Raw genomic sequence first — 25,619 nt, 5'->3', positions numbered from 1 at the left:
AAGAGTGGTGAACTTGAGAAAAGGAGAAATTAGATGAAGACCTTTGAATCCAGCTTCATGCCGGTGCTCTATGGGGGTGTCAACAATGCACATCGTTGACATCGCACAGCGGACGCCTGAGTGGCATATATGGCGAAGGGAAGGGATCAGTGCAACCAGTTGCGCGGTCATCATGGGTGAGAACCCAGATAAAACGCCCCTGGAGTTGTGGAAAGAACTGGTCGGAATTGTCGAGCCAGCTGACTTGTCGGTAATCCCGCAGGTTAGGAGGGGAGTCAAATTCGAACCGATGGCACTACAAGCCTTTGAGGATAAGTACGGCAAAATTGCTTTGCCGTTCTGTGCAGAGTCGACCGCATACCCGTTTATTCGGGCGTCGTTCGATGGGGTTCTGGATGATAAGTCACCGGTAGAGATCAAAAATCTTTCTGAGACCAACCATCTGGAGGTACTGCAGCTTAGGGAGCACAGCACGCCATTCAAGCTCTACCGCTGGCAAGTGCTGCATCAGATGATCGTCAGTGGTGCGCGGCGCGGTTACCTGTGGTTTTGGTCGCCGAAGCATGAGCCTTGCTGTCTGATCGTCGACTGGGATGACCTCCTGGTGAGACGAATCATTCAGGCAGAAGAGCTCTTCTGGGGGCTAGTGATGCGCGGGGTGCCGCCGGAGGCTAATCCAATGCGGGACCTTATTCCGCTGGATAGGCTGAACCTGGCTGTTTGGCGTCCGTTAGCAAGTGCCAGAAGGGCGAAGGAGAGCAAAATAGCTGAGCTGAAAGCCCAGTTGAAAGTGCTCACCAAGGAAGCAAAAGACCTTGAAGCCGAGATCTTTCCGTTGCTTGGAGAGTTCCGGAGGGCCGATGCTCTTGGTGTGAAAGTCACGAGTTATGAAGTGGCTGGCACTGTGGATTGGAAAGGTGTGGCGCATGAGCTAAAGGGGGTTATTCCACTTGATGTGATTGCTAGACACCAGACCGGTTCGTCAATGGCCACGAGGTTCTCTGTGGATGCCTCATACGATGAAAGTCAGGCTAAACCTGAGCCGTTGCCTCGCATACGGCAAAAGGTGGAAGCCATATCTGAGGCGGTCGAAGAACCGTCACAATTTTTTGGGACCTTCTGGTTCTAACATCTCAGCCCGGCACTTGCCGGGCTTTTTTTCGACCATAAAACGGCCTGAAATCGAAACTCAAGCCTGTATCCCTCACGCATCATTCTCAGCACACAATATGGCCGAGAAGCGTATGCCTCCTTTTTCATTCTTGAAACGCCTGTGGCCACGTAGCGAGCGGTCTCTGATGGACAGCTTCGCGCATCCGGCCGAGCAGATGATTACTCCTGAAATCAAGCGTTATCTTGAAAACCATAACTGGCGAAATCTTCGGTACCCACCTTACCAAGAGGGCTATCCGGGTGGGGTTCCCGGCCAGTGGTTCATGCGTAATTATCAGCACGAGTTGTACGACCGGATTATTCATTCAGTCGGTATGCCTGATAACGAGCTCAAACTCTACGTTGAGCCGATCCTGGTAAATTTCGCCGAGTTGGCGCACATGCTGCCGGCGTCGGAGAACCACCATCATTCCGGCCCAGGTGGATTGCTCCGGCATAGTCTTGAGGTCGCCTCGCTCACCCTGGACGGGTGCCTCACGACCGCCTTCGATACTAATGAGACCCCAGCACGCCGAAGTATGCGTTTGCGCCGGTGGTACGTCGCGGGAATTGCGGCGGGGTTGCTCCACGACGCAGGGAAACCGCTCACGGACATTCGAGCTACTGATTTTGAGGGCAACAACCAGTGGATCTATGCGCAAGAGACACTCCATGACTGGTCAGCACGCCACAAGCTGGCCCGCTATTTCCTTCACTGGAATTCCAATAGGCATGGCAACCATGTTCAGGTCTCTGTAGCGCAAGCCACACGCATCATTCCCCCGGCTGTACAGGCATGGCTGATTGAAGGTGGCCACGACATCTATGAAGCTCTCCTGAACGCAATTTCCGGTACCGGAAACTCTCCGTTGACCGAGTTGGTTAAATGGGCCGACTCAGCATCCACCAAGCGTGACCTCAATCGAGGATCAAATAATGGTGGAGGTCACGCAACAGGAGTCCCGGTACCGCGGTTGGTGTCGGATGCAATGCTAAGGTTGTTGAGTCATGGAACCTGGAAGATCAACACTCCTGGTGGCCGTGTATGGGTTGCCACTGATGGTGTCTATATCGCTTGGAACCAAGGTGCGGAAGAGATCGTTAGCATGCTCGTTGCTGATGGGGTCGTGGCCATTCCTCGATCGCCTGACACGCTGATTGGCACTTTAGTAGATCACGGGATAGCAGAAAGGGCCCCCAGTGGCGACCTGCACTGGCTGATTACGCCACACCTATTGCGCAAGAACGGCAAAGGGCCGGCGCTACGCTGCATGAAGCTTTTGAATCCGGATATCTTGTTTCCGACCACACCGATTCCCCCGCCAGTTTCTATAAGCATCGGGAGGGAGGGAAAGCAGAAGGAGGTTATTGCTCCAAACGATACGGCCGGAGCAGCAGCAAATGCGTTGAGCGAGCATCAGGTCGACCTATTTGGTGCTGATCTAACTGGTGATTCAAGCGAGGATACTGACTTTGACTCGGGCTCCTCATCTCCTAAAGAGTCCGTATCGTCCAAGCCAGCACGAAAGAAAAAAGTAGCACAGACTCAAAAAGCTGCGATTCCAGCGACGTCATCGCCTGGAGTGAGCCTGAATCAAGGCCAGACCCCGACCGAAAATGCACTGGTTGATGAGAGTTCAGTTGCTGCAACTGGCGATACAGCCGGCACCACCCCAACCCAACCAGGTGAAGACTTGGATGCGGTTGCTGAGGAGGATCCAACACCTCCTTCCCCCCCCTCCCACCCTCGAGGAAATGTTGCTCTTCTTGAGCCCGAACTCAACGGCAATAGACTCTCCACAGGAAGAAAATCTCCCTCCTGTTGAGCTAGGCTTCATCGAGCCATCTAACGATGGTACGCAACCTGGGCTATGCCAAGCGACGCTAGAACTGTTGCCTCGCCAAGAGAAAATCTCTCTAAATTCTATTATGGGACAAGGGAAGCGCACACCCAAAGCCATCCCTCTGGCGGAAGCGCGGCAGCAGAAAAGCGAAGAAGTAGGCACAGCCCTGGAGCCACTGCAGGTTGCTTCAAGCGTGTTCCCCAAAGATCTCCTCTCGAAGCTCACAGCGCACGAATCTTACCTGTTGGAGCAACAACCTGATCTTGCTCAAAAACTCATCAATGCGGCTGAACATCCCGAGAAAGCGGCATTAGCGAGAAACAAGGTGTTCATTCAACTGGGGAAATCTACATTCCTTGCTGAGGACATCCACCCGCTCGTACATGCGGGTTGGCTGTGGCAGGACATCACTGTTGAGGGCCCAGCCCTGACCCGAACCCTACAGTCACGTGAAGGCTTCATGCTCACGGCCGATTACAGCGTCATCTTCTGCAAGCTAGCAGATCTTGACTGGATTATTCCCCACATATCCCGGCTTCGTGAGGCAGACATTCCAAGTCTCGAACAGGCTGTGAGGTCACTGATGGAGAAGGCCGTCCTTGAGGAAATAGGCGGCTCGCCCGTGCTCAGCCTCACAACCTTCATGCTCTCAAATGTTGCTGAGCAGTTCGGGATCACGGCTACATCCTTGGAGAACGCAGTTTTTTGTTTTCGCGATGCCGTCAAGGTCGCCAAACGCAGAAAAATCTTCATTCGCCCACTTAACGAGGAGCTTCCAAAAAAATGAGTGAATGGGACTACACCAGCTATTGGCGGAAAAACTACGAGGCGCGCGAGGCCATGGCATGGGGATCATCTATGGTCGCCGGCACGGCAGTCCAGCTTTTAACTGCTATGCCTGTGACGCCATATCTCATTACTTTGGGGGTGCAAGCTGGCTTCGCTTTAGCCGCAATTCCGCGTGCACTGAGGGTTTACCAAGCTAAAGCCTGTCTACTCGGCAAGGAGTTATCGTTCATCACGCTAGAGGAAGTCATGGAGCTGGTCAGGGGGCATCCTCACGAGTTCTATTTCGGCGAAGCGTTTCAGTGGAGACAAATGCACGGCCAATACGCCTTTGAGCTTCAAGCAATGGACGTAGAGGCCATCCTTGGAAAGAGAGGACGTCGCCAGGCAAATGTGAAGGGCACAAGGTGGATTCACGGCATTGGCATGGCTGAGGAGGAGCCATGTTTTCGTCCTCAGGACCAACGCTCTATCCATCACTTGGTCACTGGGACTACAGGTGCCGGAAAAAGTCGTTGGTTCGATATTGCGATTGCCCAGTGCGTTGCACGTGGTGAGGCAGTGATCGTGATTGACCCCAAAGGGGATAAGGGGCTTGCAGCAACTTGCAAGCGGGCCTGTGCCGCGGTTGGCAAGCCAAGCTTGTTCAAGTACTTCCACCCGGCTCACCCAGATAAATCAGTTCGATTGTCTCTGACAAAAAACTTTGGCCGCGCTACTGAAATTGCCTCAAGGGTTGCAGTATTGATGCAAAGCAAGGCTGGTGATCCCTTCCAAGCTTTTGCACAAATGTCCTTGAACAGCGTGATCCAAGCCATGCTGATCTGCAATATTCTTCCAACACTCGTCGGAATCCGCCGAACGCTCGAAGGTGATGTTCCAGGACTAACTATCAAAGTCGTGATGGCCTATGGCGCGAAGGTATTCGGCGAGGCCGAATTCAACCGAATGGCGGAATCGGCGATTCTTTCAGCGAAAGTTAAAGATATTGAACAGAAAGCAAAGGTTTTGCGCAGGGTGTATTACAACGATATAGCTAAGGTCAAAGCAAATCCCGACATGGAAGGTTTGTTGACAATGCTCGAACACGAGCGCGCACACTTTAGCAAAATGATTGCCGGTCTGTTACCCATTCTTACGATGCTAACTTCTGGTGAGATGGGGCCATTGCTTTCTCCGCAAAACGACAATGAAGATCCTCGATTAATATGTGACCTCAACTCTGTAATCAATGCTGACCAAGTTTTGTACCTTGGGCTCGACTCACTTGCGGACCCCATGGTTGGTTCAACAATCGGATCGCTAGCTCTGGCCGACTTGGCCTCCACAGCTGGCGAAATCTACAACCATCGGTTACCCAAGCCTGTGAACATCTTTGTGGACGAGGCAGCTGAGGTTATTAACGACCAACTCATTCAACTCCTCAACAAGGGGCGTGGGGCGGGGATTAACCTTTACATAGCAACGCAGACAATAGCTGACTTTGTCGCCCGTATGGGAGATGAGGCGAAAGCAATGCAGGTGCTTGGTAACTGCAACAACATCATCTGTTTTCGCGTCTTGGACTCCGATACCCAGGAGTTTGTGTCTAAAAAAATGACTCCGACTCGTTTCAAATATGTAATGCGAACTCAGGGTAACTCAGCAGGTGAGGGTGGAGTTTTGCAGGGAGGTAACGTGGGTGAGCGCCTCATGCAGGAGGAGGGTGAGCGCTTCCCCTCAGCTCTTCTGGGAGAGTTACCTGACTTGGAATTCCTTGCGATTTTTGCCGGCGGCGATATCCGTAAAGGTCGACTGCCTATTCTTACTGGCCCAGCTGCCAACTGATTCCGGAAAACAAATGACTGTCTCTATCCCTCTAGAAATTCAGCGGTTGACTGGCCTGGACGAGGCCTCAACCACTCGACTGCGTACCTTCGATCTGGAATGGCGCTGTGGAACGCAATTCATCTTCAAGATGCTTGAGGCGGGTCATAAGCCAGAGGTCATTGGCCCGGCCCTTATTGATGTGCTGGTGGCTTACCAGCGGATGTGTCGCGAGGGTATCAGCGACTTCGTGCGGCTCCGGGTTGTCCTCGGCCACATACTCCAGATCCTAACGAGCAACGGTAACGGCCCTGCACCGGATGATGTGGTTATGTGGTGCGAAACTACCAATGTTCCGCTACCTATTCGGGAGTGCCTCATCAATGGCTGAGATGCTTGAGGAGAAATGGCCAAAGGGCGTGATGGCATCTATAGCGTTTTTCTTCCTACTGATCCTGATGCTAGCAACTGTAGCGCCAAATAAGCTTGTGGACACGGTGATGCTTAAAGAACGCAAGTGGGGCGTTGAGTTGCTTGGCGATTCCGACATGGAGAAGGTGCTTGAGAAGACCAATTACTATTATTCGGCGCTAGTAATCGATTCTGGAGCCAAAAAGATTGTCTCCGACATGCTGATGCCACGGGGTGGCACCGTGGATGCTTTCGAAAGAAATGTGGATTGGTGGTTTCGCTATCTAGAGTCGCGAGGTGAAGCCGTCCAGAAAATCATCTATCAGATGGTTTACCGGATAGTTTTGACCATCTACTGGTTGCCATTGCTGATCGCAGTTCTTGTGCCAGCAATTTACGCTGGCTGGATGCGTTGGAATGCCAAGCGACATGGATTCGACTATTCATCGCCGTTCCTGAATAACAACGCTGCAATTGTCTTATCTTGGGGTGGAATGCTGATTGTGCTCAGCGTGTTGCTGCCTCTGCCGCTACCGCCGCTCGTCATATCAACCTTCATCGTAATAATGCTGCCCGTGGTCCTATCCGTGCTGATCAGCAACCTGCCTAAACGGATTTGAATTCTGACCATAAAACCGCCTGAAAACGAATCTCGCAGGCGGTTTTTATCCGCAGAATGTTCCTATCAACACGATAGGCTGAAATCCATGGCAACGAAAACGACTCACTCGAAAACGATTCCATCTGCAATCGCTATTACAGCCCTTGCTACCGCGTTGGTAGTCGGTTCGTATTACCATTTTACTACCGTGAGCAGCCTTAAAGGCCAGGTTAGTACCCTTGAGGGTGAGCTGTCCTTTGCAACAGCAAAAGCAGTCGATCCCGCCTCTATTCAAGAGATAGTTGCCAATCTCAAGCAACTTCCAAAAGATGACATTCCCGCAGCTCCAGACAACTGGATATATGGCTCGGCATCTGCTCGATACACGCTCGTCGAAATGACAGATACAGAGTGCCCGTACTGCCGGGATCATTTCCCCCTGCTCAAAGCTCTTATCGAGTCGTCTGCAGGGCAAATCAACGCCGCGATTCTCCATGTCCCCGCTCTTGGCGAGGCATCTCGTAGACAAGCCTTGGCTATTGAATGTGCTGGTGAACAGGGTGGCTCTGATGCTGCCTGGAAATACACTCAGACGGTTTTCGATAAAACGGGTGGCAACGGAAAGGGGGTTACTGAATCCCTCGTTTCTCTTGCAACTGAGCTTGGTCTGGATGGGAAGCGTTTTGCTGCATGCACAGATTCCAAGCAGGCCATCGAGCGGGTCACTGGAGATCTGGACGAAGCAATAAAGCTGGGCATCCAACAAACGCCTTCGACACTGCTTTTGGATAATCAAACAGGGATGTCGATGGTTCTCCAGGGCGCCAACGCCAGTCATGAAGGCATCCTTAAAGCAATTGCCAGCCTCAATAAAGCAGGGGGAGCAAAGTGAGCGAGCCAATCAAAATTCCAGCCTACATCGACCAGCCGCCGCACGTTATGTTTTGGCGCTTGGATGAAGTGATGCCCATTGGTATCGGCTTGGTTGCAGGTGTTCTTCTGGCGCAGTTAATTCTTTGCACTGTGGTTGGACTACTCCTTGCTCGCTTCTATCGGCGTTTCTGCGACAACCGCCCAGACGGATACCTTCTTCACGCCATTTACTGGCACTGGGGAGCGATTGGTCGGAAGAGTGTTCGCACCATGCCAAACTCTTACCAAAGGGAGTACGTCTGATGCTTCTGAAGTCGCTCAAAAATTCTTTTGATGGCATGCGGGGGGAAAATCAATTCTTGCGAATTGCCCTTGCTGGCCTTCTACTGAGCAACCTTGTTGTGTCGTGCTCGGCCATCAACAAGGAGCAAGTAGTCACCGTAATCCCGCCTACGCTGACCGAGACAGCCTGGGTGAGCAAGACCCAAAGTTCGGGTGAATATACTGACGCATGGGCACTATATATCGCCATGATGCTTGGTAACGTCACTCCACAGAATGCCTCAGTTGTAAAAGATGCCCTGGGGCCGATCTTAGATAAAGCCATCTACCAAGAGACGATGAAGGTTCTCGATACTCAAATTCATCAGATCCGCCAGGACCGCGTTACCCTGAGCTTTGAGCCGATGAAGGTCCTCCGCGATAACCTTAATCTCAACAAATTTTACGTTACAGGTCGCTCGGTTAGTGAAGGCCCGGCGGGAGATAAAAAGCGTACCAACCGGACCTATGAGTTTGAGCTTGCCATCAAAGACTACAAACCTGTCCTGAGTTGGCTTAGCACCAACTCCGGTGATGCGCGAACTCAGGATGTTGTAGATCGCGAAACAAGCAAGGCGGCGAAACAAGCAGAACGGGAGAAGAGGAAGGCCCAGGAGCACTAAATTGCAACAACTAGCCCATGCCAAGCACTTTGGCATGGGCTTTTTTGTCGGTGTAAGTCAGTAAAGGAAGGGGTAAATATGCCCTTCTTTTTCAGACGCAAAAACTGCTTGAAAACGCGACTCAAGCCAACGATTGCACTCCAGAATTGACGACAACTCAGAGCAGAGGTCGTCTCGATGTCCCTTCCAGTTTCCCTCAATTTTTTCAAGCCAGCAGCGCTGTTAGTGGCTATGGCGGCCGTGATGCCAGCTATCGCCCAGGAACAGATTCAAATACCGGGCATGAGTATGCCCGTAGCGGCTAGCACACAGCCCGAGGTGACGGTTAAGCCAACCCCCTCCCAAGAGACCGTTCCGGAACCACAGCAAGATGCGTCGGAGGAAAAACGCCCGCGCCTGGTTGCGGTTACTCCGGGCTCTATTGAAAACCCTAGCGTTCCGGCAAGTGTCGTTAAAAAGCCTATCCCTTCGCAGCCGATAGAGTCTCGTCAGGATGTGGTTGTTTCGAGTGGCACAAATACCCTTATCCCAATTAGCCGCGGACAAATGAACCGACTGGTCACGCCTTTCGAGAAGCCTAACGTGCAGACCGTAAGTGAGGCTGAGATCACGATTAAAGAGAACGTCATCTACGTCACCACCGGTGCAGATAACCCCGTAACCATGTACGTCACGCCTGATGAAGATCAGTCAGTAGCAATTTCCCTGACCTTGCTACCACAGAGTGTCCCGCCCATTCAGGCGAACCTGATATTGGCAAAAAACGTGCAGGGGTTGGCGAGCGGCATGCCAGTACCCTCGTCGCTTAACTACAGCGGCCAGGCGCGCAAGTGGGAACGGTCTCAACCTTACATGGACACTCTTCGTTCCCTGATGCGTGAGATGGCGCTAGGCAAGCTGCCACGTGGCTACAGCTTCGGTGTGCTCGCCAGCGGTAACAAAATCCCTGCTTGTGCGCAGCCAAGTCTTAGTTTCGATTTCAGCAAGTCTCAGGTGATCGAGGGTCACGACTTCAAAGTCTTTGTGGCCACTGCAGAGAACGTCTCCGCCAAGACTGTCGAGTTCGATCACGGGTCCTGCACGCACCCTCATAGAGCCGCTGTGAGTGCATGGCCAGATGAAGTACTCGAGCCCGGCCAGAAAACTGAAGTGTTTGTAGTCACTCGTGTTCCAACCGAAGTTCCACAAAGCTCAACCCGCCCAAGCCTGTTGCAGTAAGGGGACTGTCAGTGAAAGTGATTCAGCAACTTTTCGAAAAACTTACGCCGCGGGGCAAGCTCTTTCTCGCGATCGGCGGAACTGTTCTCGTCGTCGGTACTGTCGTTGGCGTGGCCATGAACGCGGCAACTCCTGAGCGAGTATCTCGAGCAGCCGCAAAACCTCAGGTCCAGGCTGTACTTACAGACGAAGATCCGCGTGGGCTGGGTATGGACTCTATCTCAAGTCAGCTGCGCCAAGTTCAAACTGCACTAAACCGTCTTGAGCGAATTAACGGTCAGAAGGAGAAGGACCATCAGCTCAAAAATACACAAGACAAAGTGAGCGGGCTGGAGCATGAGCTTCAGCAAATGCAGCAAGAAATGGCAAAGCTCGGTCGAGGGAACAAAGGTACTACTGAGAAGGAGGATCAAGCCTCCGACAACTCCGCGTCCAAGCAAGGACGATCACCCATCCCTCCTCGTGAACTGGCGTTCGTAAACAAAGCGACTAGCTCACCGGCTGAACTGACGGACGTTTATTCGAACCTGCCTCCAGAGGCGCCTATAGATCCGAAGTCGCGTAGTAGCGAGAAAAAAGAGGCACCAAAAATCCGGGTCATAAAGGCTAAGGAAGACGAAGGTAAAAAGGATAAGCCCCAGGAGCTTTCTGTGACGCTCCCAGCGGGTTCAATCCTGTCTGGCGTTCTTGTAACAGGCATGGATGCGCCAACAGGAAAGCAGGCCCAGCGTGACCCTTTTCCGAGCCTGGTCCGCATAAAAAATGAAGCAATCCTTCCCAACCGATTTAGAGCCGATTTCCGCGAATGTTTCATGATCGCCGGCGGCTGGGGCGACCTGAGCTCGGAGCGGGCATATATGCGCGCCGAACGCTTATCGTGCGTCCGCAATGACGGTTCGGTGTTGGAAGCCAGTCTCGAAGCCTACGCAACAGGTGAAGATGGGAAAGCCGGCCTGCGCGGCCGGCTGGTGAGCAAACAAGGCCAGATCATCGCGAGAAGCCTGGGGGCGGGCTTTCTTCAAGGTATAGCTGGAGCATTCAACGTCCAGAAGGTACCAACCATCAATGTCACCCGAGCTGGAGATAACGGGAAGACCGTAACACCAGTTTACGAGCAGGCATTCGATAGCAACGCGCTTCAGTCTGCCGGTTTCAGCGGCGCGGGTTCAGCCCTGGAGCGAATTGCTGACTTCTATCTGGAGATGGCCGAAAGCATCTTCCCCGTAATTGAAATCGACGCTATGCGCGAAGTTAATTTCATCGTCAACAAAGGCATGACTGTGAAGTTCAATGCAACCACCCTCAAAGTCACTGACGTAAATCAGTAAGGACATCGTAATGATTAAAAAAATTATCCTGGCGGTTGCTGTAGCTGCATTGACTTCGGGCTGTACCAGCATCATGGGCTTAGGCTCCGACGAATATGCATGTAAGGGGATGCCGAATGGCGTTACCTGCATGTCCGCAAAAGAAGTTTACTCGGCAACTGAGGGTGATGACTACAAAACCCAATTGAAACAAGAACAAGAAGGCGTCGACGCTAGTAGGGAAAAATCTACAGGCACCGTTGCAACGCGTGTGCTTATCGCAGAAGGATCGGACAACGCCCCGATGCCGATGAGAGCGAGAAATCCTCTGCCGATTCGCTCGCAAGCCGTAGTCATGCGCATCGCAGTCGATCCATGGGAGGACGATAAAGGCGATCTGTATGTTCCGGGTTTTGTATACACAGAAATTGAATCGCGGCGCTGGGAGATCGGAGCTAGGCAACCCGCCGCAGCAGTCACACTAAGACCACTGAATGTAAATAATAAATAAAAAAAAGCCTGCCTTGAGCAGGTTTTTTTGCTCTCACAAATATGGAAGTGGATCGACTCATGATCAAACTATTCAGATCGCTCTTTAGTGCCAATAAAGTTGTTGCCATTACTTTTTTTTCACTTTTAAGCTCTCATGCTTTCGGTATTTGGGGTCAAGGTACGGTAGGTCCGCAAACTCCGGGTTTAACAATTACTGCGCCAACCAAGGTTACTGACGGTGATGACTTCACCGCTAACGTAACCTATCCGAGTAGAATTTCTGGTTGTAGCGTGATTGGATGGGGGGTGACACCCACTGTCGCTGCTAAGGTTATGTTTCGAGAGAAGGGGAGTAGTGATCTTTGGAATGAGTCGTGGGCCATGGTCAACGGATCGCAAGCTTGGCAGTTCACGTCATGTGGTGGAGCTACTCGCTCAATCTCCGTAGATAGCAACTTTGCAATGGCGGGTAATGAAAGACCTAAGTCAGGGCTATACGAACTTGCTGTGCAACTTGAATGGCAATTGAGATACAACGGCCCGATCTATAGAGATTATTCAAATATTTTAACTGTCGCTGTCGGTGCCACCAACCTTGCGCCCATAGCTCATGACGTTCCTTTAACCATTGCAGAGGACACCATTGGGAGTGTTTCTCTCTCCGCAACGGATATTGATTCGCCACAGCCAAACACCTTCGAACTGCTTTCTGCGCCAAGTAATGGTCAGGCAACGCTCAGCGGAACGACTCTCACCTTCAAGCCAGACCCTGACTGGAGTGGAGTTACGAGCCTGACTTACCGTGCGCAAGACACGGATGGGGCGTGGTCACCCCCGGCGACCGTTTTCATCACCGTGACCCCTGTGAATGATGCCCCGATTGCTCAGAATAAAGAGCTGATCCTCGCCGAAGACACCATTGGAACCGTGGTGCTATCAGCCACCGATATTGATTCGCCACCGCCAAGCATCTTTGAAATTGTTTCAGCGCCAAACAAAGGCAAGGCTTCGCTCAATGGATCAACTCTAACCTTTACTCCGGATCCTGACTGGAATGGTGCAACCAGTTTGACCTATAGAGCGCGAGATGCGGATGGGGCGTGGTCTGCTCCGGCAACCGTGGCGATTACCGTAACCCCGGTCAATGATGCTCCGGTGGCGCTGGCCAAGTCGTTGGTGATCGCTGAAGACACGATTGGTACCGTTACCCTGTCAGCCACAGATATTGATTCGCCACCACCAAGCATTTTTGAGATTGTTTCCGCGCCAAACAAAGGCAAGGCTTCGCTCATTGGATCAACTCTAACCTTCACTCCCGATCCTGACTGGAATGGTGCTACGAATCTGACCTATAGAGCGCGAGATGCGGATGGGGCGTGGTCTGCTCCGGCAACCGTGGCGATTACCGTAACCCCGGTCAATGATGCTCCGGTGGCGCTGGCCAAGTCGTTGGTGATCGCTGAAGACACGATTGGTACCGTTACCCTGTCAGCCACAGATATTGATTCGCCACCGCCAAGTACCTTTGAGATTGTTTCTGCGACAAGCAAAGGAAAAGCTTCGATCAGTGGGTCAACCCTGACCTTCACTCCCGATCTTGACTGGAACGGAGCAACCAGTTTGACCTATAGAGCGCGAGATGCGGATGGGGCGTGGTCTGCTCCGGCAACCGTGGCGATTACCGTAACCCCGGTCAATGATGCTCCGGTGGCGCTGGCCAAGTCGTTGGTGATCGCTGAAGACACGATTGGTACCGTTACCCTGTCAGCCACAGATATTGATTCGCCACCACCAAGCACCTTTGAGATAGTTTCCGCGCCAAGCAAAGGAAAAGCTTCGATCAGTGGATCAACTTTAACCTTCACTCCCGATCTTGACTGGAATGGTACAACCAGTCTGACCTATAGAGCGCGAGATGCGGACGGGGCGTGGTCTGCTCCGGCGAACGTGGCGATTACCGTGACTGCAGTCAATGATCCTCCGGTGGCTCAGGCTAAATCCTTGGTTCTATCCGAAGATACGATTGGCACCATTACGCTGTCTGCCACCGATATTGATTCTCCACCGCCAAGCATTTTTGAGATTGTTTCCGCGCCAAACAAAGGCAAGGCTTCGCTCAATGGATCAACCCTGACCTTCACTCCCGATCCTGACTGGAATGGAGCAACCAGTCTGACCTACAGAGCGCGAGATGCGGATGGCGCTTGGTCGCATCCTGCAACCGTGGTCATTACCGTAACCCCGGTCAATGATGCTCCGGTTGCGCAGGACAAACAGATGATCCTGGCTGAGGATACTGAAGGGGCCGTTCTGTTATCGGCCACCGATATCGATTCGCCGCCGCCAACCAACTTCTCAGTAGTTTCTCCGCCAGGTAATGGCAAGGCTTCGCTCAGTGGCTCAACCCTTACGTTTACCCCAAATCCAGATTGGAATGGTTCAACCAGTCTGACCTATAGAGCGCAAGATGCGGACGGGGCGTGGTCTGCTCCGGCGACCGTTTTCATCACCGTGACCCCAGTGAACGATGCACCGATCGCTCAGAACAAAGCGCTGATCCTCGCTGAAGACACCACTGGAACCGTGGTGCTATCGGCCACCGATATTGACTCCCCACCGCCAAGCATCTTTGCGATTGATTCAGCTCCCATCCAAGGTACCGCGTCTGTTAGTGGAACGATTCTGACTTACACACCGCCAAAAGACTGGAATGGCTCTACAGAATTAAGCTATCGCGCTCAGGATACAAATGGTGCCTGGTCTGAACCTGCAATTGTGGTGATTAGTGTCACATGGGTTAACGACGCACCAGCGTCAACAGGGGCCTTGATCAAGGCAAGTGAAGGGATGATTAGTGATCACGTTGCACCGTGGGTCATTGATGTCGATACGATCTATGGAGATATTCATACCTTTACCATAGAACAGCAGCCCTCCAACGGGTCAGCAAAGCTGGTGAGTGGCCTTCTGGAGTACACACCGAATCCGGCTTTTTACGGTAGCGACACTTTCATAATTAAAGCTACTGATAGTGAGGGCTTGAGTGTCGAAGGGCCAGTCACAGTCGAGGTAACAAAATTTAATTATAAGCCAACCGCAATAACACCTACTGAAGTTGAAATGTATTCTGGTATTGGTGGTACCGCTGAACTTAAAGTATTAGATCCGAATAAATGGGGGGCAAATACTCTGGAAATTGCCAGGCAACCTGCGCATGGCAATGTAACGATAAGCGGAATGAGCATTATCTACAAGACTGATGGAGATGCCGACACTTCAGTTTTAGTGCGCGCCACAGACCAAGATGGGCTTTATATTGAACAAGAGGTAGCTTTAAATTTTCTTCCAGCGTGGGATATGTTTAAAGATCGTACTGTTCAACCGAGTGCAGTCCGACCTAAAGTTCCGGCTGTCAAAGCACAAATGACGAACCGCTCGGGTCTTTATGCTCTTCAGATTCTTGATCATAAAATTATTGAGGCGTTAGGTTCTGAAATCATCGCCATTACGACTCCTGATAGTGAGGTGGGCGTAACACTGCAACATCGTGAATTGGCACAGGGAATTGGAATGCGGTTAGTGCCGCATAAGCTCACAGCAGATCTACTCGAGGCTCGCTTAGGTGGTTTGAAAATTGGTATTGATGGGATGGCTAGTGTCTATCTCAGCCGTGCAGATATGACGGGGCCTGTATATTCAATCCCCGTGCATGTGTGGGCACCGCAGGGCTCATTAACCGCCGACTCATGGGACATCCTGCAAGCCGCAGGACGCACCAGAATCAGCTTCACACCAACGAACAATGCATGCTTGGTCATGACCAATGAGACGGTAGTGAAGCCAAAAAATGTTCTTCAGGATCCAGCATGCTTCATCACATGGACGAAGACTCCTGATGAGTGGCGCAGCGCTGGAACCCTCGATAACTTAATGATGGACGCCGGTGGAGCAGCCGTAGGGAGTCAGACTGTTGAGGCTACTGCATATGTTTTTGACTCCAGCGGCTTGAAGCACAAGGTAGTGAGTTTCAGTCACCAACTAAACATTCTGCCTGTGGCCGATCAAGTCAGTTTTAGTTTAAAACCGGCTCCGAATGAGGCTTATCAAAAGGTGCAGCAACTCTCACTGTTGCTACGTCACATGGAAGGCCCTGTGTGTGATCCTACTGCGAGCGAAAGCTTTGCGAAGAAGACAGCTCAGCAGTGGTCGAGTCGTTCATCGTGCCTCATTCGTTGGATGCAGTTGCCAGAGGGAATGGCGCAAGAACGCAACAGTGTCACGCCACTCGTTGAGGGAGCAATGAACCTGCCGGGAGCAAATAACATCTCTTGGAAAGCCTCCATTTTCACCCCGAGCGGCCAGGAAATCGACATTGGTTACGGGGAGCACACTGTTATGGTTACAGAGCCGCCAGCGATCGAAGTTGAAATGCCATCGAGTAACCTGGTGAAAGAAGGGCTGTATTCGGTTTCACAACTCGGCGGATATGTTGGCAGCGCGTCTGTAGCTTCAATTGCAGCGTCGCTGGACGTGGTGATCAGCCGAGCTGAATCAGTAATCGAGCGGTCTACGATTCCTAGCTATGGTCGGTCTCAGAGGTTTACCCGCTACATTGAAGGAGTAGAGGCACCTCTGTGGAGCGTAACACCGTACACCGTTGACATTGGATACACCGCGTTACCAGAAACGCGTTCGATAAAAAAAGCGGCACTCCTGGCGGTCCCTCATGACAAAATTCTCCCTGTCATTCTCAACGATGAAAGAACGGTCTTGGATACGGTTAGTCTTCCAATCCGGGTTGGCATCAAAGATACCCGCTTCATGGAGGACGCATATCGCCTGAGCAGCATGGGTGACTGGGAAATTCGGCTTCTTTCGACGACTGCAGGTTTAAACTACGAGCCTATGACGAACTGGGAGCCCATTGACGATAATGGGCAAGTCGAATTTGAAGTCGCTCTTCAATCACTAACGAATAAAGCGGTTCGGATCATTGCTGAAGCTCGTGTGCGCTCACCTGTACCTGAGTTCGAGTTGATACGTGTGTCGGCCGCCCCAATGGTCCTATCTGTTCTCAATGGTGAATCCCTTGATGGTTCGATTCGGGCATTGCGCGTCATCGGTCCTGCACCTCTACGCAGTACCTTTTACGCGGTCACTACTGATCGTTACCAATCAGGTGATCTCGGTGAAGTGCGCTGGGAGATGAGCAAAGATGGTGGAGTTACCTGGGAGAACATTGAAGGTAATGCAAAGCTTCCGCAGCGGCTCAGTATGGTCTTTCAGCGAGGGACGTATCTGCTAAGGGCGGAGTTGACGAACCGCCACAGTGGTTCGAAATCCATGACTCCCACTATTGAAGTTGTCGCCTATGTCGTTCCTGTTGCCAGGCTGAAAGGCCCTGCGAACGTGTTCATCGGTGATAGCGGTACGTTCACTCTAACTGACCTAAAAGGTAATACGCTCGATACGACTGGGATGATAGTGGAATGGTCGGAGGATCGAGGTAAAACCTGGGCTCCAGGTCAGGGGTCTTATCGATTGGGTCGTGATGTTGCTGATCGTGTGTACCTCACGGCCAGGGTGAAATATTCAGACTCACCAGAGGATAAAAGGGTCTACAAAACCTTAAGGGCAGGTGTTGCGTTTAGGCCTGTTATGCCGCCTCGTGTCCAGATCATTGGACCGCGCCGTCCTGAAGTCGGAAAAGAGGCTACGTGGATTGCCAACTTGATGATGCCGTATCCGAAAATGGATGTGAAAATGGATGGGGAGTTTATCCTGCCTGACGGGACAGTCATCCGCTCAACTGAAGTGAAGTACACACCAACTCCGGAGGACAAGGAGAATGAGGAAAACTACATTGGTGTGCGATCTTGGATCAATGGCTACGAGGACCGTGGTGGTTTGGGTCTTACTCGGCACCGTTTGATCTTTTGGTCGTATGACTGGCCAGAATGGAAGATCAACTCTAAGTCCACAGCTCAGTATGTGCCGGCAGATTTGACCATGACGGCGCGCGCTCTTGGCTTGTTCCGTGAGTTCGAGGGATTGACCATCGAGTGGGATATCCCTCCTTACGCAGGTCTCGAAATGATCAAGGAGTCCAACCAGACCAACCGGATCGTTCGAGTAAAGGAACCAGGTGTTTACACATTTGGCGCCCACATTACCGACTCTCGGGGTAACTACAGCTATTCCGAAACCAAATTGGAGTTTTTTGAGCCGACTCCGTGGGATGTTAAATTGTCTTGGTTTGGTGATAACGATGCGAATCGCGCGCCTTTGGGCGTGCTCATTCGACCATCAATCACCGGCGGCCACCCAAAGGATAAAATCCTCCAAAAAACGTTCAGCCTGGATGGGAATCCGCTACCCAGCTCAGGTGAATATGGTCGCGCGACCCTCAAAGAGGATGGGGTGTATTCGGTGAAGTTGGATGTAGCCACTGCAATGGGGCAGACAGCGACAGGCGAGGCCAAAATTTCGGTGGCTAGGAACAAGCCTCCTGTCTGCAAGCTGGAAGTTGTAGTTGGACGAACCTCCTGGCTAGCAAAAGCAAACTGTACTGATGAAGATGGCCGAATGGCTAAAAACCTATGGTTCATCAATGGTGAGCAGCAGGCGCTGACGTCGAGCAACATCTCTGTATCGATGTGGCGTTATCCAAAAGGAGAGCCCGTAATTACCCTCGTAGGCATCGATAACTCCGGAGCTGAGTCGCCGCCAGTCTCTAACAAGTAATACAAAGGGCCGCACAAAGCGGCCCTTTTTAATTTCCGTCGAGAAATGTGCGTGAAAGCGAAACACCGGCTAACAGAAAGTATGAAAAATGTCTCCTGAGCGCAGCACCTGCGCATGTCAGTCCTCCAGGAGCAAGACCAATGCATGTCAACAAAGTAACTCTCCAAACACTGGCCGTAGTAGCCGTCATGGTTGTCGCAGGTACCGCTCTCGCGGGTACTGGTGGCGATACGTTCGATAGCGTGTGGATTACCATTACAGAGTGGATGAAAGGTACTCTGGGCCGCATTTTGATCGGCCTGATGATTCTTACCGGTATCGGGGCAGGCGTTCTGCGTCAATCACTCATGCCGTTCGTCACAGGTGTCGGCGGTGGGGTTGGCCTCTACGCTGCGCCGGAAGTTATCGAGTCTATATTGACTGCAACCATTCCTGGGGCCTCTGTCATCACCAGCGCCCTCCAAGCTATGCCTGTAGGCTTCTGATCTCAGGCAACACACATCTATCAAAGGCCTCTTTTTCCGACGCTAAAACGTCTTGAAAAAGAGGCCTTTTCTTTTACGGGCCAAATACTCTGAGTGCATCGACTCAGGAGGTACGCCCATGTTCAAACCAACACGAACCGTTCTTGCCATGACGCTGCTTGCGTTGGCGGGTACCGCATTAGCAGAAAGCCCAGCAGACAAAAATGCAGACAAGGTGGTGATGCTTCCCGCCTCAGCAATGCTCGCAATTGAAAAGAACGGCAAGTTCGCAGTTATAAGCGATACCGGCCGATTCATCATCCAGGGAACTGTGTATGACGTGTGGGCGAAGAAGGAATTGAAGACCATTGAGGACGCCCGAATCGCCGCCCACTATGTTCCAGTGGACAAGACAAACCTCGGCTTCAAAGATCTTGCTCCTCTCACTGTAGGCAACGGTGAGAAAGCAATCACCATGTTCTCCGATCCTGCGTGTGGGTACTGCAAGGAGATCATCCAACAAGCACGCGAATCCCTTCCCGAGGGCTATCGCCTTGACGTGCTAATGCTACCGCTGCTCAGCCAAGAGAGCGCGGTCCGCACCAAAGAGCTCCTTTGCGCAAAAGACAAGGTTGCAGCATGGAAGGCCGGAGCTACGGGCGATATGAAATCGCCGCTCGAACAGCTGCCCGCCGGGCAGTGTGATCTGGACGTGATCTCGAAGCGCCGGATGACTGCTCAATTTCTTGGCGCTAGAAATGTCCCTTTCCTCATTCGTGATGACGGTTTAACTCGAGAAGGTAAGCCTGAAGAAGGCCTGCGCGCTTGGATTGAAACAAACCGTACCCTTTAAGGAAGTCTGAAATGCTCAAATCGCTCATCCGATCAATACCTCGGCTTTCCAAGCTGATTAATGGCCTCGCCTATGAGCCGAATCTTTACTTGTTTCAGCTGGAAGGGAATCGCTTGGGTTTCGCTTTCTTATGTTCCCCTCTGTCGGGTTCAAACGGGGATGAAGGCGACCGTCTGAAGGCTGGTCTTACAGTTGATTGGCCTGAGAAAACAACTATTCAGTTCGGTCTGATTTGCACTGAAAATATCAATGAGATGAAGACGGGATTTCTTCGTCTGCGTCGTGCTTTCCGTGAGTCAGGTCGCACTGATCTTCCTGTTGAAACTCAAGCGCTGCTTGAGAAAGTGACGAACGCCCGGGCCGATTACTTCAGCGATCGAACAATGCGTCCGGTTGATTCAATCTCGGGTGTACGAATTCGTGAACAGAGCCTGGTCGTCTCCGTAACGTTTCCGATCGCCAATGCGCTGCCTACCCAAATAGAAACGAATGCGGCGAAGGAGCTTTTCGACGGACTGCGAACTTCGTTGGACAGCTGCAACCTCGCACCTGTACCCCTTACAAACGATAGCTACAAGGAAATATTCTCCTCAATACTGAATCAAGGGCCAACAGCCTCGTGGCGTGAGGACCCGGACATGAAGGCCGATATAGACAAGCCGCTGAATGAGCAAATTCTCGACTTCAACCGTAGCCTAGACGTAAAGAAAGACCACCTTCAGATTGGTGAGGATTGTTACGTCAAAACGCTTTCGGCCAAGCGGTTTCCTGATGTCATGTGGCAGGGCGATGCCTCTCAGTACCTCGCTGATATTTTGTCTCAGCGAGGCGGTATTCGAGGTAACTGCGTTATCAATATGACCCTGTATTTTCCACCCCAACTGGAGACGAAGGACAAGCTTTCGAAGCGTCGTCAATGGGCAATCAATCAGAGCTTCGGCCCGATGGTGCATTTTGTACCTGTTCTACGGAAGACAAAGGAAGCCTATGACACGCTGTTTGAGGATCTCGACAAAGGTCTGCCAAACGTTCAAGCGACGATGACCCTTGTGGTATTCGGTCAGAACAAGGAAGACTTAACTCAGGCAGCCTCGAGTGCAAAGAGCCATTTTGCAACGCAGGGCTTCAGCCTCATGGAGGATAAATTCTGTGTGTTGCCCGTATTCGTGAACTCTCTGCCTATGTGCGCAGATCCCGATGCGATGAAAGAGCTGTTTCGGTTTAAGACATTGAGCCTCACCCAGGCTTTGCCGCTTCTTCCAATCTATGGAGATTGGAAAGGAACAGGGACCCAGGTTGCCCCATTCATTTCCCGAAATGGTCAGCCTGTTAGTTTCAACCTCTTTGATTCCGACACCAACTACAACGGTATGATCGCCGCCCAGTCGGGCTCTGGTAAGTCGTTTGCTACCAACTATCTCATCACGTCCTACCTGAGCATTGGGGCGAAGGTTTGGGTTATTGACGTGGGCCTTTCTTACCTCAAACTCGCGGAGGCCTACAAAGGTGACTTTGCACGCTTCGACCAAGAGTCGAATTTGTGCCTTAACCCTTTCGAGCTGATCGAGGACTTCAGCGAAGAAGAGGATGTTCTGGTTGGGCTGCTTTCCGCTATGGCTGCCCCTACCGTGCCTCTGATCGACTTCCAAACAGCCGGACTCAAAAGACACCTGACGGGCTGCTGGGAACTGTTGGGCAAGAAGATGATTGTCGACAACATCGCTGACGCACTCCTTAGCGATTCGGATATGCGGATCCAGGACATCGGCCATCAGCTTTTCGCGTTCACTTCAAAAGGGCAGTACGGTCGCTTTTTCAACGGCAAAAATAACCTCAACTTCAAGAACCCCTTCACGGTTCTAGAGCTCGAGGAGCTTAAAGGGCGTCAACACCTGCAACAAGTTGTGCTCCTTCAGCTCATCTTTCAAATCCAGCAGGACATGTACCTTGGTGAGCGTGACCGACCGAAAATTGTGATCATTGACGAAGCCTGGTCGCTACTCTCCCAGGGCAACGTTGGTGAGTTCATCGAGCATGGTTACCGGCGATTCCGTAAGTATGGCGGTAGTGCCATTGTCATTACTCAAGGCGTCAATGACCTCTATCAGAACAAGGTCGGACAAGCCATCGCTGAAAACTCCGCATTCACGCTGCTGCTTGGCCAGAAGGCCGAAGCTATTGATGCTATCCAGGAGAACAAGCGTTTGCCTTTGGGTGAGGGTGGGTACCGCATCCTGAAGACGGTTAAATCGTATAAGGGTCATTACTCCGAGATATTCATGCTCACCCCCCGCGGTGCCGGCATTGTGCGACTAACGGTGGACCCATATTCGATCCTCCTCTATTCGACCGCGCCCGAAGATGTGCAAGCGATCCGAAATTACACACTCACCGGCATTCCTCAGGATGAGGCGATTCTCCGCGTACTCCGTGATCGAGGTGTCGAGTACAGCCCTGATCCGGCGGAAGTCGCGTAATGGCGTTGTGGAACCCCTTCAGCATCGAGGCCAAAGTGCGAAGGGCTATGGCTAAGGTTGAGCGCGATCGAGCTCCGAAGCGAATCTCGGCAACCTTTCTCGGCAAAGGCCTTCTCTACTCTGCAATCGTGGCCGGCGGAGTTGTACTACTGGCATCCCGCTACTCCATCGCTATCGCTAGCCAGGACTCCCTGTGCTTACCCCCATACAGGCTATGGATCATCGACAAAACAAAGTCGGACCTGGTGCGAGGGGAAATTTATGCCTTTCACTCAAAAGGTCTGAGTCCGATTTTTGATGACGGCACGATCATCGTGAAGGTGCTGGAGGGCATGCCAGGTGATCTAGCGAGGGTTAGGCTGGATGAAACAACTATCAATGACGTGACCGTCGCCCAAGGGCTTCAGGTGGCCAGCCAGCACGGGATAGACCCAGGGAAGTACGTTCGAGAGGGGGTAATAGGGCAGGGTAATTACTGGTTCTTTGGCCGCACTCCAGACTCTTTTGACTCCCGGTACTGGGGCTCAGCATCGACAGATCAAATCATCGGGAAGGCATATCCAATATGGTGAAGAATCAATTAGCCATCTGCATTGGGATGGCCTTCGGCTGCGCGATGGCCATCGCAGGCGACGATCTTGGAATTCGCAAGTACGACATCCATGAGTTCAATCCCGTACTTCTCGAGCAGGTGAAGGAAATCAGCCGTAACTCCAAAGCCGCGCGCGAAGAAGTGAGTGGTATCGCAGACATGAGTTGGGTGAGTGAGATGGCCGAAAACGCCATTGCTCAAGCTAATGATGAGGAAATCCTGGGGGGCGATTTTCCGCTCGGTAGCGCTGATGACCCGGAGCGTGAGAAGAAACACCCCTTGGGAGAAGGAAACCGCACCCTGATTTTCGTGTCGTGGTCGCTGGGCACAACTGCCATCAAGGACATCCTCATTTCATTTGACGGGATGCCAGGCATTGGCATTGTCTTTCGTGGCATACCTAACGGCATGTCGATGGGCGACGCTGTATCTAAAATGCATCTGCTCACGCAAGAAACACACAGCACTGTCACAGTGCTGCTCGATCCGCTCGCATTTCAACGTCATAGCGTTTCAGCCGTCCCAACAGTCGTCATAGAGTCTCCGAATGATGTTCTGGTTGCCAAAGCTGTTGGGTCCTCTTCTGTCACCTACATCGAGGCGGCAGTAAAGGATGGTAAGCGAGGTGATTTAGGAACTATTGGCTCTACACAGGAAATTATGGAGCCTGACCTCATGGATGTTGCGAAACAACGCATCGCTGAACTGGACACTGATGCCATGAAGGAGCGAGCGATATCTCGGTTCTGGGATAACCACAAAGGGCATCCACTGCCGCCGGTAACGAAAAGTGCGACACGCTTTGTCGATGCGTCTGTAATCGTTCCCGATGACATTCTCGACAACATGGGAAGGGTTGTTCAGAAGGCGGGGAGAATTAATCCACTCGACATGATGCCGTTTGACCAGAAACTGGTAGTAATTGACCCGACGCAATCTTGGCAAGTTGCGCTCGCAAAGCGTGAGTATGCGGCTCATGCTGCGAACCTAACCGTTACCGTAATGGCGACGCAGATCCCCACTGATTCTGGTTGGGACTTGTTCAATAGCGTGCAAGACCGCCTCGACGCCCCCCTCTACCTGCTGCCTCCCGATATGGCAGAGCGTTTCCAAATCCTCAGAGCCCCATCTGTCGTAACTGCTGACACGAAGAACTTCATGGTCCGCGAGGTTGATCAAACAACGTTCGAGGAGGCTAATCGTGAGCATCAATAAGGTGATGTGCGCAGCGTTGTTGGTATTTGCATCAATGCTTTCCCTTCCAGGGCTAGCAGCGGAGGCTTCTTCCGGCGAAGTGATGTGTGAGGATTCAGGGCTATTTGGGCCCAAGTTGTTCACTGACATCTGTTGGGCGTGCCTTTTTCCAATTCGCATTTCTGGTGTGCAAATAACCCCTGGTACTGCGCCTGCGAAAGCTACAAAAATGGTCTTCTGCGCCTGTCAGGAAGGTTCCTCCCCGATCTACAAGCCAGGCATCATCACTGCAATGTGGGAACCTGCACGGATGGTTGAAACTGTCCGTAAGCCAGGTTGCTCGCCAACTCTGGGCGGTGTAACGCTACCGCTTGGCAACAAACGAAGCTATGGGAGACTACGGCAGGACAATAGTACCCAGACTGGTCAGGCGTCAGGGTCGTTCTATCACGCGCATCTGTATGCCTTCCCGTTACTTCAGATCCTCGATCTCTACACGCCTACCAAATGCAATCCGGATGGTTATCTTGACCTCGATATTCTCTCCTTCACCGAGATCGATCCAACCTGGAACAACGGCACGTTGGCTTTCTTCCAGCATCCTGAGTCCGCGGCCGTAGCCAACCCGATTGCTATCGCCGCCTGCGCAGCTGAGTCGGCTCTCGTCACCGCTCGAAAGGAGCCTCTTGAGTCGCTTTGGTGGTGCACCGGAACGTGGGGGAGCATCTACCCATTTGCCGGTGTAACTGTGGCACAAGATGCAAACCGGACCACGGCGTTACTTGCTGCACGGGTGATCGCTCAGCAACATCGAAGAGGCCTTGCTCGGCGCACCATGGGTGATGAGAACGTCTGCAAAGCGGGGATCTACCCCACGATTCCTAAAAGTCAGTATCGGGTCACTCAGTTCTGGCCAAAGTCTCAGAACAGCCGAGCGATGTGGCTCGGTGAGCCCCCTCAAACCTGGGAAGGTGGGCCTAGCCGGCATGTGCCTGGAACTGGAAATGATGCCATGTACATGTTTTGGCGCTGGACCGATTGCTGTTCGAAGCTCTAGCGAACCGTTCTAATGGAGATTCCGCCTGTAAGGGCGGATTTGCGATTGTATGAATGACTTTCTAATGTTGTACCTCCCCCCAGTTTTGATTCTGGGAGTTTTTGCGGGCATCGCTCACATGCGACTCCTTGAATATCCTGCATACCGGGGGTGGTGGGGGGAGTACAAGGTGAACTTCATGCTTCGGTTATGTCTTAGCGGCCAGTACAAGGTGTTCGCCAACGCGATCTATCGGGGCAAGACAAAAGAAGAGTCGACACAAATTGATCACGTCATTGTCTCGGTCTACGGGATCTTTGTACTGGAGACAAAGTGTTTCAAGGGTAAAATCATAACTGACCCAGAAGCACCTGAACTATGGTTGCAAATCGTCGGCCGAAGGAAATACCGTGTTCAAAACCCTTTGATGCAGAACTACTCACACGTCAAGGCCGTTCAGAAAGTTACTGGTGTTCATTCTCAGAAAATTCACAACTACGCAGTCATGGCCGGGCAAGCCAAATTTACCTATGGAATGCCTGAGCGGGTCTACAGTATTTGGGGCGTGATTCGTAAAATACAGTCCTTCAAAGCCCCGGTTTTTTCCCGGGGACATGTAGTATCAATTTGCCGGTCACTGAGCGAGCGCAGAATTAAGGGTGGTTATTGGGCTGCTAGGCGTCATGTAGAAAAGCTAAAGCTTCGGGACGGCGTGGGTTCTAAAATAGGCCATATAGGTAGAAACCGGGAGGAACACCTATCGTCCCCCCAACAGGAAAAGCAGGTGTGACAGCTACGGCCCCAAAGCACCTCATTACCTTGCAC

General features: G+C 52.0%; 20 protein-coding genes. All 20 read left to right on the top strand.

The genetic code is table 11. From position 1 onward, the window contains the following. Nucleotides 1-85 precede the first annotated feature (85 nt). The 20 genes from JTY93_RS28310 to JTY93_RS28215 all read left to right on the top strand — a co-directional run bounded on the left by JTY93_RS28310 (nucleotide 86) and on the right by JTY93_RS28215 (nucleotide 25,584). Nucleotides 86-1,129, top strand: a complete 1,044-nt coding sequence (locus JTY93_RS28310; protein WP_233096853.1) for a YqaJ viral recombinase family protein — start codon at nucleotides 86-88, stop codon at nucleotides 1,127-1,129. A gap of 100 nt (nucleotides 1,130-1,229) precedes the next feature. Further along, nucleotides 1,230-2,978, top strand: coding sequence for a MobH family relaxase (gene mobH, locus JTY93_RS28305; protein ID WP_205519054.1), 1,749 nt, complete (start codon nucleotides 1,230-1,232; stop codon nucleotides 2,976-2,978). After that, nucleotides 2,920-3,783 (top strand): hypothetical protein, encoded by an 864-nt coding sequence (locus tag JTY93_RS28300; protein ID WP_205519053.1) that lies wholly within the window; start codon nucleotides 2,920-2,922, stop codon nucleotides 3,781-3,783. Before mobH ends, JTY93_RS28300 begins: the two co-directional genes overlap by 59 nt. Next, the gene (traD, locus tag JTY93_RS28295; protein ID WP_170058665.1) at nucleotides 3,780-5,609 is read left to right on the top strand and encodes a conjugative transfer system coupling protein TraD; all 1,830 of its coding nucleotides are present in this window, start codon (nucleotides 3,780-3,782) and stop codon (nucleotides 5,607-5,609) included. Before JTY93_RS28300 ends, traD begins: the two co-directional genes overlap by 4 nt. Before the next feature lie 13 nt (nucleotides 5,610-5,622). After that, nucleotides 5,623-5,979, top strand: coding sequence for a hypothetical protein (locus JTY93_RS28290; RefSeq protein ID WP_047229976.1), 357 nt, complete (start codon nucleotides 5,623-5,625; stop codon nucleotides 5,977-5,979). Next, nucleotides 5,972-6,619, top strand: a complete 648-nt coding sequence (locus tag JTY93_RS28285) for a DUF4400 domain-containing protein (RefSeq protein ID WP_170058666.1) — start codon at nucleotides 5,972-5,974, stop codon at nucleotides 6,617-6,619. Before JTY93_RS28290 ends, JTY93_RS28285 begins: the two co-directional genes overlap by 8 nt. 87 nt (nucleotides 6,620-6,706) lie before the next feature. Next, entirely contained in the window at nucleotides 6,707-7,492 is a 786-nt protein-coding gene (locus tag JTY93_RS28280) for a DsbA family protein (RefSeq protein WP_047229978.1), read from the top strand. Continuing rightward, entirely contained in the window at nucleotides 7,489-7,776 is a 288-nt protein-coding gene (gene traL, locus JTY93_RS28275; RefSeq protein ID WP_052915356.1) for a type IV conjugative transfer system protein TraL, read from the top strand. The genes JTY93_RS28280 and traL overlap by 4 nt, the downstream gene beginning before the upstream one ends. Beyond that, nucleotides 7,776-8,417, top strand: a complete 642-nt coding sequence (locus JTY93_RS28270) for a TraE/TraK family type IV conjugative transfer system protein (protein WP_047229979.1) — start codon at nucleotides 7,776-7,778, stop codon at nucleotides 8,415-8,417. The genes traL and JTY93_RS28270 overlap by 1 nt, the downstream gene beginning before the upstream one ends. A gap of 177 nt (nucleotides 8,418-8,594) precedes the next feature. Continuing rightward, a complete protein-coding gene (locus JTY93_RS28265) occupies nucleotides 8,595-9,635 on the top strand; it encodes a type-F conjugative transfer system secretin TraK (protein WP_047229980.1) in 1,041 nt (346 codons plus the stop codon). A gap of 11 nt (nucleotides 9,636-9,646) precedes the next feature. Beyond that, the gene (locus JTY93_RS28260; RefSeq protein ID WP_047229981.1) at nucleotides 9,647-10,963 is read left to right on the top strand and encodes a TraB/VirB10 family protein; all 1,317 of its coding nucleotides are present in this window, start codon (nucleotides 9,647-9,649) and stop codon (nucleotides 10,961-10,963) included. A 10-nt stretch (nucleotides 10,964-10,973) separates the two neighbouring features. Then, a complete protein-coding gene (gene traV / locus JTY93_RS28255) occupies nucleotides 10,974-11,453 on the top strand; it encodes a type IV conjugative transfer system lipoprotein TraV (RefSeq protein ID WP_047229982.1) in 480 nt (159 codons plus the stop codon). Nucleotides 11,454-11,512: 59 nt separating this feature from the next. After that, entirely contained in the window at nucleotides 11,513-18,178 is a 6,666-nt protein-coding gene (locus JTY93_RS28250; protein ID WP_170058667.1) for an Ig-like domain-containing protein, read from the top strand. A 140-nt stretch (nucleotides 18,179-18,318) separates the two neighbouring features. Then, a complete protein-coding gene (gene traA, locus JTY93_RS28245; RefSeq protein ID WP_047229219.1) occupies nucleotides 18,319-18,663 on the top strand; it encodes a TraA family conjugative transfer protein in 345 nt (114 codons plus the stop codon). 118 nt (nucleotides 18,664-18,781) lie between these two features. Further along, the gene (locus JTY93_RS28240) at nucleotides 18,782-19,495 is read left to right on the top strand and encodes a DsbC family protein (protein WP_047229218.1); all 714 of its coding nucleotides are present in this window, start codon (nucleotides 18,782-18,784) and stop codon (nucleotides 19,493-19,495) included. 11 nt (nucleotides 19,496-19,506) lie between these two features. Next, nucleotides 19,507-21,972 (top strand): type IV secretion system protein TraC, encoded by a 2,466-nt coding sequence (gene traC, locus JTY93_RS28235; RefSeq protein WP_047229217.1) that lies wholly within the window; start codon nucleotides 19,507-19,509, stop codon nucleotides 21,970-21,972. After that, a complete protein-coding gene (locus tag JTY93_RS28230; RefSeq protein WP_052915341.1) occupies nucleotides 21,972-22,544 on the top strand; it encodes a S26 family signal peptidase in 573 nt (190 codons plus the stop codon). The genes traC and JTY93_RS28230 overlap by 1 nt, the downstream gene beginning before the upstream one ends. Then, entirely contained in the window at nucleotides 22,538-23,779 is a 1,242-nt protein-coding gene (locus tag JTY93_RS28225; RefSeq protein WP_047229216.1) for a TrbC family F-type conjugative pilus assembly protein, read from the top strand. The genes JTY93_RS28230 and JTY93_RS28225 overlap by 7 nt, the downstream gene beginning before the upstream one ends. Next, a complete protein-coding gene (locus JTY93_RS28220) occupies nucleotides 23,766-24,815 on the top strand; it encodes a TraU family protein (RefSeq protein WP_052915339.1) in 1,050 nt (349 codons plus the stop codon). The genes JTY93_RS28225 and JTY93_RS28220 overlap by 14 nt, the downstream gene beginning before the upstream one ends. Nucleotides 24,816-24,864: 49 nt before the next feature. Next, complete coding sequence (locus JTY93_RS28215; RefSeq protein ID WP_047229215.1) at nucleotides 24,865-25,584, top strand: nuclease-related domain-containing protein; 720 nt, start codon at nucleotides 24,865-24,867, stop codon at nucleotides 25,582-25,584. The last annotated feature ends 35 nt before the right edge of the window (nucleotides 25,585-25,619 follow it).

Source organism: Pseudomonas hygromyciniae (assembly GCF_016925675.1).
GTDB lineage: Bacteria > Pseudomonadota > Gammaproteobacteria > Pseudomonadales > Pseudomonadaceae > Aquipseudomonas > Aquipseudomonas hygromyciniae.
The sequence above is the reverse complement of the archived record's forward strand: the minus strand, read 5'-3'. Positions and strand labels throughout refer to the sequence as shown.

Coding starts and splice junctions, on each gene's coding strand:
- JTY93_RS28310 (WP_233096853.1), top strand. CDS start 86: ATGCACATCGTTGACATCGCACAGCGGACGCCTGAGTGGCATATATGG.
- mobH (WP_205519054.1), top strand. CDS start 1,230: ATGGCCGAGAAGCGTATGCCTCCTTTTTCATTCTTGAAACGCCTGTGG.
- traD (WP_170058665.1), top strand. CDS start 3,780: ATGAGTGAATGGGACTACACCAGCTATTGGCGGAAAAACTACGAGGCG.
- JTY93_RS28290 (WP_047229976.1), top strand. CDS start 5,623: ATGACTGTCTCTATCCCTCTAGAAATTCAGCGGTTGACTGGCCTGGAC.
- JTY93_RS28285 (WP_170058666.1), top strand. CDS start 5,972: ATGGCTGAGATGCTTGAGGAGAAATGGCCAAAGGGCGTGATGGCATCT.
- JTY93_RS28280 (WP_047229978.1), top strand. CDS start 6,707: ATGGCAACGAAAACGACTCACTCGAAAACGATTCCATCTGCAATCGCT.
- JTY93_RS28270 (WP_047229979.1), top strand. CDS start 7,776: ATGCTTCTGAAGTCGCTCAAAAATTCTTTTGATGGCATGCGGGGGGAA.
- JTY93_RS28265 (WP_047229980.1), top strand. CDS start 8,595: ATGTCCCTTCCAGTTTCCCTCAATTTTTTCAAGCCAGCAGCGCTGTTA.
- traV (WP_047229982.1), top strand. CDS start 10,974: ATGATTAAAAAAATTATCCTGGCGGTTGCTGTAGCTGCATTGACTTCG.
- JTY93_RS28250 (WP_170058667.1), top strand. CDS start 11,513: ATGATCAAACTATTCAGATCGCTCTTTAGTGCCAATAAAGTTGTTGCC.
- traA (WP_047229219.1), top strand. CDS start 18,319: ATGCATGTCAACAAAGTAACTCTCCAAACACTGGCCGTAGTAGCCGTC.
- JTY93_RS28240 (WP_047229218.1), top strand. CDS start 18,782: ATGTTCAAACCAACACGAACCGTTCTTGCCATGACGCTGCTTGCGTTG.
- traC (WP_047229217.1), top strand. CDS start 19,507: ATGCTCAAATCGCTCATCCGATCAATACCTCGGCTTTCCAAGCTGATT.
- JTY93_RS28230 (WP_052915341.1), top strand. CDS start 21,972: ATGGCGTTGTGGAACCCCTTCAGCATCGAGGCCAAAGTGCGAAGGGCT.
- JTY93_RS28225 (WP_047229216.1), top strand. CDS start 22,538: ATGGTGAAGAATCAATTAGCCATCTGCATTGGGATGGCCTTCGGCTGC.
- JTY93_RS28215 (WP_047229215.1), top strand. CDS start 24,865: ATGAATGACTTTCTAATGTTGTACCTCCCCCCAGTTTTGATTCTGGGA.